Source organism: Marinomonas algarum (genome assembly GCF_020532605.1).
In the GTDB taxonomy this organism is placed as follows: domain Bacteria; phylum Pseudomonadota; class Gammaproteobacteria; order Pseudomonadales; family Marinomonadaceae; genus Marinomonas; species Marinomonas algarum.
The window spans coordinates 1-1,349 of record NZ_JAJATW010000068.1; the positions used below are offsets into that span (position 1 = coordinate 1).

Sequence of the window (1,349 nt, forward strand, 5' to 3'; positions counted from 1 at the left end):
GTGCGACCTGAAAGTTGCAAGTATTTCTGTTTCGCAGGGTATGTCTACCTGACGAAACCGGTTGTTTCACCAACCGTTTCCTACTCGGACGTGCGGAGCTGGTAACAGCACCGTGCGAAGCTTCGGGGACAATGTAACCACCGATTTTTATCGGTCAGTCGAACCGTGAGAGAAGACTGAATCTGCCAGCATTAAGGCGGAGTGGTGCTAGGAATGAGCGGCTACGGCCAACAGATGTGAATCTCTTATAAACGTCGTTAAACCAGACAAGCCAAAGATGCTGATAGGCTTGAACCAAAAGGTGTGTGGCCAGGTATGGGTTCTGACCAATAACCCATCGTGAATGATGCGCCACCGGCGAAATGGGGAGGTCCGCTCCGCTCTGAAATACATGCGGAACAGGGTAAGTCCGTAGTGCTGCCATCGTTGGCAGGTGAACCGTAAGGAACATTGTTGGTGCTGCGGATAAAGGAATGTGGAAAAAGCGAAGGCCTCTCTGTAATCGAGAGGATACGGGTTGAAACATCATCCGGCGCGAAAGCGAGCAGACTTCCACGAGGTCTTTCATAGCGAGGTAACTTGAAAAAAAAATCGTTTAACGGAGGAAAGCAGATGACTGCATCGGAAATCAGCGTGAAGACGCTAATCTCAGGCGCGGGTGCACCTTCGCACGAAGAATTGGTATGGCTCTGGGCAGACTGGTGTCATATTGAGAAGGACGTGAGGCGACTCCAAGTGCGTATCGCTAAAGCAACACAGGAAGGCAGATGGGGCAAAGTGAAGGCCTTGCAGCGACTGCTAACCCGCTCCTATTGCAGCAAAATGCTTGCTGTAAAACGAGTGACAGAAAATCGAGGCAAAAGAACACCGGGGATCGACGGCAAGATATGGTCGACTCCGGCCGCCAAATCAAAGGGAGCACTCACGTTAAAGCATCGCGGCTATCAGCCGCAACCGCTAAGACGTATCTACATACCCAAGAGCAATGGAAAAAAGCGTCCTCTCGGGATACCGACAATGCGAGACAGAGCGATGCAATCCTTATGGAAACTAGCACTGGAACCTGTGGCAGAGACCCGAGCGGACCCGAATTCCTATGGCTTTAGGCCCGAGCGTTCAACCGCAGACGCCATCGCACACTGTTTCAATGCGCTCGCTAAGCGAACATCCGCTACATGGGTGCTGGAGGGCGACATTCGCGGCTGCTTTGACAACATCAGCCACGATTGGCTGCTCAGAAACATAACCATGGATAAAGTCGTGCTGCGTAAATGGCTTAAAGCAGGGTATGTGGAGAAAGGAACCTTATTCGCTACCGAGGCCGGTACGCCGCAAGGCGGAATCATCTC

Annotated in this window: 1 protein-coding gene; it reads left to right on the forward strand. The window is 52.0% G+C overall.

The annotated features are described in order from the left end of the window. Nucleotides 1–612 precede the first annotated feature (612 nt). The coding region (locus LG368_RS15310) for a reverse transcriptase N-terminal domain-containing protein (RefSeq protein ID WP_226755552.1) at nt 613–1,349 on the forward strand (737 nt) is incomplete at its 3' end.